This is a genomic window from Maribacter sp. 4G9 (assembly GCF_002742265.1).
Classification (GTDB): Bacteria; Bacteroidota; Bacteroidia; order Flavobacteriales; family Flavobacteriaceae; genus Maribacter.
Genome location: NZ_MDGL01000032.1, coordinates 143117 through 149360, shown reverse-complemented (window position 1 = coordinate 149360; position 6244 = coordinate 143117). Strand labels below are relative to the sequence as shown.

At 38.6% G+C, this 6244-nt stretch carries 6 protein-coding genes and 1 rRNA gene; 4 read left to right on the top strand and 3 right to left on the bottom strand.

The genetic code is table 11. From position 1 onward, the window contains the following. The first annotated feature begins 70 nt into the window (after positions 1–70). From rrf to trhA, 3 genes are all read left to right on the top strand, one after another. A 5S ribosomal RNA gene (gene rrf / locus BFP75_RS04030) occupies positions 71–182 on the top strand. Between the two features lie 165 nt (positions 183–347). Next, entirely contained in the window at positions 348–1685 is a 1338-nt protein-coding gene (locus BFP75_RS04025; RefSeq protein WP_099543486.1) for an amidohydrolase family protein, read from the top strand. Continuing rightward, a complete protein-coding gene (gene trhA / locus BFP75_RS04020; RefSeq protein WP_099543483.1) occupies positions 1682–2329 on the top strand; it encodes a PAQR family membrane homeostasis protein TrhA in 648 nt (215 codons plus the stop codon). Before BFP75_RS04025 ends, trhA begins: the two co-directional genes overlap by 4 nt. Before the next feature lie 450 nt (positions 2330–2779). Here the strand turns inward: trhA and BFP75_RS04010 are convergent, their stop codons facing one another. Next, positions 2780–3688 (bottom strand): ThuA domain-containing protein, encoded by a 909-nt coding sequence (locus tag BFP75_RS04010; RefSeq protein WP_099543478.1) that lies wholly within the window; start codon positions 3686–3688, stop codon positions 2780–2782. 184 nt (positions 3689–3872) lie between these two features. Here BFP75_RS04010 and BFP75_RS04005 point away from each other — a divergent pair, with 184 nt between their 5' ends. Then, complete coding sequence (locus BFP75_RS04005; RefSeq protein ID WP_099543475.1) at positions 3873–4691, top strand: SDR family oxidoreductase; 819 nt, start codon at positions 3873–3875, stop codon at positions 4689–4691. Between the two features lie 370 nt (positions 4692–5061). Here BFP75_RS04005 and BFP75_RS04000 read toward each other — a convergent pair whose 3' ends face one another. Further along, entirely contained in the window at positions 5062–5487 is a 426-nt protein-coding gene (locus tag BFP75_RS04000; RefSeq protein WP_099543473.1) for a DUF4268 domain-containing protein, read from the bottom strand. Then, a complete protein-coding gene (locus BFP75_RS03995) occupies positions 5487–6158 on the bottom strand; it encodes a ZIP family metal transporter (protein WP_099543471.1) in 672 nt (223 codons plus the stop codon). The genes BFP75_RS04000 and BFP75_RS03995 overlap by 1 nt, the downstream gene beginning before the upstream one ends. Between the last annotated feature and the right edge of the window lie 86 nt (positions 6159–6244).

Here is a 6244-nt window from a genome sequence, read left to right as displayed (position 1 = left end):
CATTATTTATGTCATGCTCCTGGCGTGCACAGCTTACGCTGCGCCCATAGGGCATTAAAATATAGAAGATCTAGGTGGCCATGGCGACGGGGCACACCCCTTACCATTCCGAACAGGGAAGTTAAGACCGTTTGCGCCGATGGTACTGCTATACCAAGTGGGAGAGTAGGTAGCCGCCTTCCTGGAAGCCCCCTTACAGAAATGTAAGGGGGCTTTTTTATGTCCATATTTTTTATAAAATTCTTTAATCTAATTGACAAGCCAGCCTTACTTAAAAAAGTATCCAAAAAGGAAGGACTTACGTTTTTATACCCTCTATTTAGTATCTTTCTTCAAAATTAAAAGTCATGAAGAATTTGATACCTACATTTTTGTTTTTATTTGTTGTATGTATGGAAGGTTTAGCCCAAAACCATAAGAAAGCTTTGGTTGGGGGTACACTTATCGATGGATACGGGGGATTGCCTATTAAAAACAGTGTAATACTTATTGAAGGTGAATATATTAAGGAGGTAGGAAGTTTGGCCACTTTGGAGGTGCCTAAGGACTATACTATTATTTCAACAGAAGGGATGAGTGTTTTGCCCGGGCTTTGGGACATGCACGTGCATACTATGATAAACGGACATGCTGATTATTCTTACTGGGATAAGACCTATCCGCCCTTGCTTAAGGATGTGATCATGCCAGCATCAGCGGAGCAATTGTTATTAGCAGGTGTTACAAGTGCTAGGGATCTAGGGGGTCCATTGGAAGAAAGTATAGCTGTTAGGGATGCCATTAACGAAGGTTCCATTCCTGGGGCAACGCTTTATGTTTCTGGACCGTTTATTCAACATAGTCCTTATCCTGGTACGGAAGATTTTCGATGGGGCGTGAACGGTGCTGATGACGGTAGAAAAAAAATAAAAAAGTTGGCGAAAGCAGGTGTGGATGTCATAAAACTTATCGATCAGGATAAAATGACCATGGAAGAGGTCAAGGCCATAGTGGATGAAGCCCATAAACATAATCTAAAGGTCGTAGCCCATGCGCATAGGCCCGAGGAAATAAGAAGGGCACTGATGGCAGGTGCCGATTGTTTTGAGCATACCGGATTATCGTCTGCCCCAAGTTACCCTGACGACATTATGCAAATGATAAAGGAGCGTACTGCGGACATGAGTCAGGGACCATTATACTGGTGCCCTACGGTTGAAGGACTGTACAATTATGAGTATTTAAGAGACAACCAAGAAGAATTGGATAATGATTCATGGCACCGTGGATTACCAGATAGCGTAATTACAGATATAAAGAATAGTTTCGCCCATCCAGACAGACTACCTTATTTTCAGCTGACTCCATCAAGGAAACCTACCTTGGAGACCAAAGTTAAGCAACTATTGGACGCTGGAGTCGTATTGCTGATAGGTACGGATAGCGGAATCCCCATGAAATTTCATAGTCAATCAACTTGGCATGAGTTTGATGTTTGGGTAAATAAGTTCGGTATCGACCCAATGTATGCGATTAGGGCAGCTACCTATTGGCCTGCTCTATGGACTGGAGTAGCTGACAAAGTAGGTACGGTAACCCCGGGTAAATATGCCGATATTATTGCGGTCAAAGGTGACGTTCTACGCCATATAAACATTTTACAAGATGTAGATATCGTATTGAAAAAGGGTAAGCAGTATAAATGATTTGGCGTAGTCTATTCAGGCCAGGGAATCAAAATGTAGAGGAGCTTTTAAATTCACGGTCTCACTTTATTGGCGTAATAGGAGCTTTTATTGGTCTTTATGTGCTATGGCAGTTCAATAGTCATAAATCGATTTATTCAGAATTTAGCATTCTAGTTTATGGCATAAGTCTTATTCTGCTTTTTACCAGTTCCACATTATACCATGCGGTGAATCATCCTGTTTGGAAAAAAAGATTTCGGATTCTGGACCATATCAATATTTACTATTTAATTGCTGGTACCTATACGCCTGTTGCCTTGATCAGCCTTATTCCAGGAAATGGGTGGTCCATATTTTATGTGGTTTGGATTATAGCGACCCTTGGCACGGTCCTAAAATTATTTTTTACAGGTCGTTTTGAGTTCATTTCCTTGTTTCTCTATCTTGCCATGGGGTGGTTAATTGTTTTTGATTTTAACAATTTGTTGCAAACGACCACTGAACTTGGATTAATTCTTTTGTTTTTAGGAGGGTTGTTTTACACCTTGGGTATTATTTTCTATGCTATCGAAAAAATCCCCTTTAATCATTTTATATGGCACTTATTCGTATTGGGCGGTGCAGTCTGCCATTGGTTTTTTATTTATCTGGATGTTATTTAGTACAAACCAAAATATCACAGAAAAACCTATAGATGATTTTTAAGGGTAGATTCCATTTAATGGTAATACTTTTTTCTTTTTGAACAATGGGCTATGCTCAAACCAAAATTTTATTGGAGGATTATCAATTTGGAAAAGCCTTAAAACAAAATTTATTGTATCTACACCTTTTTTTGGTTTCACCGGTTTTCATGGACTTGGATAACGAAGGAAGCTTTTGGATTGCGAGTTATTTGAATTTATTTGGGTTGTGCCAGGAGTGGGTTCTAATCAAAGTTTATCGGAATATGGCATTACGGATGTAATTGGGCAAGTGGGAATTACCAATGCCTAACATCCAGAATGGATATCCAAGGATGGGGCTGGAAAATTAAAAAAAAAGTAAAACCCAAAGACGGGAATGAATTTACTAAGGAAGAGCACTTAGGACTATCTTTTGAGAAGCTAAGATTACGATTTTATTGGCGTATCATCACAATCTAAATCCCCTGTAGCATAAAGCAATCCATGCAGCAGAAATGATAGCATGGCTGGGTTTTCATAACTCTGGGGATTGTGGGACAGTGCGGAATAAAAAACCCTTCCCTTTCCATATTTTTTGATCCATGCCAAGTAACTTCGGTCCTCATCAACCTCTTTGTTTTTTCCTTCGATGTCGTCCGCTTCCATATAGAGTAAGGGTCTGAAATCATAGTCAAAATAGGCATTGTTAAAGAAATAGGGTTCATCAATATGCTTAAAGCTTTCTCCTTGAAATCCTTTAAGAAGTGGATGTGAGCTATCGGTCAGTTTTACTTCGACCATTTGCTGTTTTGGATGATAGTCGAAACTACCTCCCACCAATTCACTGAATTTACCTGATTTGTTTAGCATAGTGATACCCCCATGAAGTACCACCAACCCATTTCCTTGCTCAATGTACTCCAACAGGTTATTTTCATAGTGTTCAGCTCTAGCCCAAGCTTCATCTGAATTTTGTTCTTTTCTAAAAACATCAAAAAAAAGATTTCTATGATCCCTTTCCGAGCAATTGTTATTTAGTACTATGGCATCAAATTGATGGATATTTTCTTTTTTGAACATATGCACATCGTTCAAAGTAATTATTTCGAAGTTCTCACTTTTTAGAGCTATCCCTTCAACTATAGCCTTTGTGTGTGGTACCGTCCAGTGGTCAAACCCGGTAAAAAGGCTAAAAATCAATACCTTTCTTTTCACTTTCAATTTTGGATAATCATTTGGCAATTGGGAAACAATTGAATTAGTCCATTCCTGGGTCAATTCAAAGGGTTTTAAATCTTGTGAGTAGGCTTTTGAAAATAATAAAAGAAGCACAAGGGTGTAAACTAAAGATCTCATTTCTAAAATGTGTTGATTATTACTGATATTTGATCTTATTGGTTACTAAAGTAAGTAATTAAATTTCTATATAGTCTTCAATTTGGTGGGATAAGAGTATCCAATATCTTATTTTTAACTCGTTTAATTTCTTTCGTTCCCGGAAAAGTAATTCTGAGGTATCGCCAATAATCAATTTGATCATATGACCAATTTATTTTCTCTTAAGGATAAAATAATTGCGCTTTCCGGTGGAACCGGAACCCTTGGTGGGTCCATAGCAGAATACTTGGTGGAGCAAGATGCCATAGTTATTTTGTTGGGCAGGTCCACAAAAAAATTGAAGGACAAGAAAAATGATCTGGATGCTATTTCTCCTGGGGCAACCTTTACTTATGAGGTAGATGTTTTGAATGAGGACGCCCTAAATGAAGTTAGGGAGGAAATAGGTCACTCCTTCGAAAGGCTGGATGGTTTGGTCAACCTAGCGGGCGGCAATATTCCTGGGGCGACACTTAGCGCTAATCAAAGTATTCATGATATCGCAATTTCAGATACTCAAAAAGTATTGGATATTAATCTTTTTGGTACCGTTATACCCACTATTGTGTTAAGTGGTCTTATGGCGAGGCAAGGTCATGGTTCTATAATCAATATTTCGTCCATGGCCTCAAAACAGGCTATTTCAAGAGTCTTGGGATATTCCATGGCCAAAGCTGGCGTGGATACCTTTACACAATGGATGGCCAATGAAATGGCATCAAAATTCACTAACAAAATACGTGTGAACGCCATTGCCCCGGGATTTTTTATCGGTAATCAGAACAGAAGTCTTTTGACCAATGAAGATGGATCCTATACGGAGCGTGGGAGAAAAATAATCAGTAATACGCCAATGGCCAGATTTGGGGATGCGTCCGAATTGAATGGTATGGTACATTATTTATTGAGCGATGCCTCAAGTTTTGTAACCGGGGTGTGTTATGATGTGGATGGTGGCTTTAATTCTTTTTCAGGAGTATAAAGGAATTTCTAAAAAGTGCATTTAGTTGGTTCGATCCTTTTTTTGGATTCAGTTGAGGGTTTTTTGGGGGAATACTATATGATGGTCTAATATCAGGATGTAGCCTACAAGATATGGCCTATTTTAACCTTCACTTTGCTTAAATTCGAAAATGTAGCCTTGGGTATTAAGTGGCTTAGAACATACATTATGAACATTCCTATAGCCATATAACCGGAAGACTCTCCTTTATATTGATCTTCTTTTGGAAGCTATGAACAGGCAGGATGGATATTGTTCCGGTTACTCTCTCGTAGGAAGTCTTTTGTGTCTAACCCAGTTATCGGGAGTTGAAATGGAAATTCCAGAATGTCATTTTTCTATTGTTTTTTCAAGGTTTTAAAATATCCTTGAAATCTTCATAAAAGGCCTCGACTTTGTTCATATTTTGACTTAAAAACATCATGGTCTGCAACCAAGTATTTTTGTTGTGAATGGATACCTCGTTCAGCTCCGTATAGATTCTGGAAATCTCTTTTTGGTTTTCCAATAAATGATATTCCTCAAAAATGGCTTCAGGCCAGTAATCCTCCAATAAAATGGATTTTAAGGAGATAAGCTTTTCCCATACCAGAATCCTTTGTTCCAGGTCGCCCTCCACGTCAATCGATACCATGGCCATTTTAATGTCAAAATTAAATTTAAAGGAAAGCCCCTTGATTTTTGTTTTATAAAGTATCCATTTTCTTGGATAGGATTTTCCAAAGGAAATCCAGAATTCCTCGCGCAGTTTTCGTGATTCCTCCCTACTGAACATTAAAGAAGGTATGCGATGGTTATCCCAAGTACTATCACCACTAATTTCCTAAGGTTGAATTTATGCCCCTCAGAACTTTCAAAGAGGATTACCGTTGAAATATGGAGCAAGACCCCAATAACTATGGCATTTATGAATACAAGGTGGTCCAAAATAAAACCAAAGGAACGGGAAAGATAGGTCCCTAACGGAGTCATTATCGAGAATAGGACGATAAATAAGGCTGCCGTAATTGTTTTCATTTTGGAGCTCAACAAAAAAAGGCTCAAAATAACGGCAATGGCAATTTTATGGATCAGGATGCCATAGATGATACTGTTGCTTTCAGAAATGGGTATACCTTCCAACAAAGAATGAATGGACAAACTTCCGAACAATAGCCATGGAAAGCTGGTGTCGGTTTTGGACAAGTGTACATGACCATGTTCCGCCCCCTTGGAAAAGAATTCCAAAAAAATCTGAAGTAGTATCCCCAACATGATATAAATTCCAATGCTTTTGGTATTGGAATGTTCGTACACCTCGGGTAATAATTCAAAAAAGGTCAGTGCCAGTAAAAATGCCCCGCTAAAGGCCAGTAACAGTCTAAAATGTTCCTTTTTTTTGGGTTTTGTCAAGAAAACAAAAACAAAACTTAGCAGTACGCCAAGCATTGGCAGAATATAAATCATGTAAAGCAGGGTTTGTGGCCTAATTGGGCATTGCAAATCTTTGCTACATCAAAATTAACGTATTTTTGTTGTATGCTAAACAATGG

Excerpts from the sequence above, each read along its gene's own strand:
- BFP75_RS04025 (WP_099543486.1), top strand. The coding sequence starts at position 348 with ATGAAGAATTTGATACCTACATTTTTGTTTTTATTTGTTGTATGTATG.
- trhA (WP_099543483.1), top strand. The coding sequence starts at position 1,682 with ATGATTTGGCGTAGTCTATTCAGGCCAGGGAATCAAAATGTAGAGGAG.
- BFP75_RS04010 (WP_099543478.1), bottom strand. The coding sequence starts at position 3,688 with ATGAGATCTTTAGTTTACACCCTTGTGCTTCTTTTATTATTTTCAAAA.
- BFP75_RS04005 (WP_099543475.1), top strand. The coding sequence starts at position 3,873 with ATGACCAATTTATTTTCTCTTAAGGATAAAATAATTGCGCTTTCCGGT.
- BFP75_RS04000 (WP_099543473.1), bottom strand. The coding sequence starts at position 5,487 with ATGTTCAGTAGGGAGGAATCACGAAAACTGCGCGAGGAATTCTGGATT.
- BFP75_RS03995 (WP_099543471.1), bottom strand. The coding sequence starts at position 6,158 with ATGATTTATATTCTGCCAATGCTTGGCGTACTGCTAAGTTTTGTTTTT.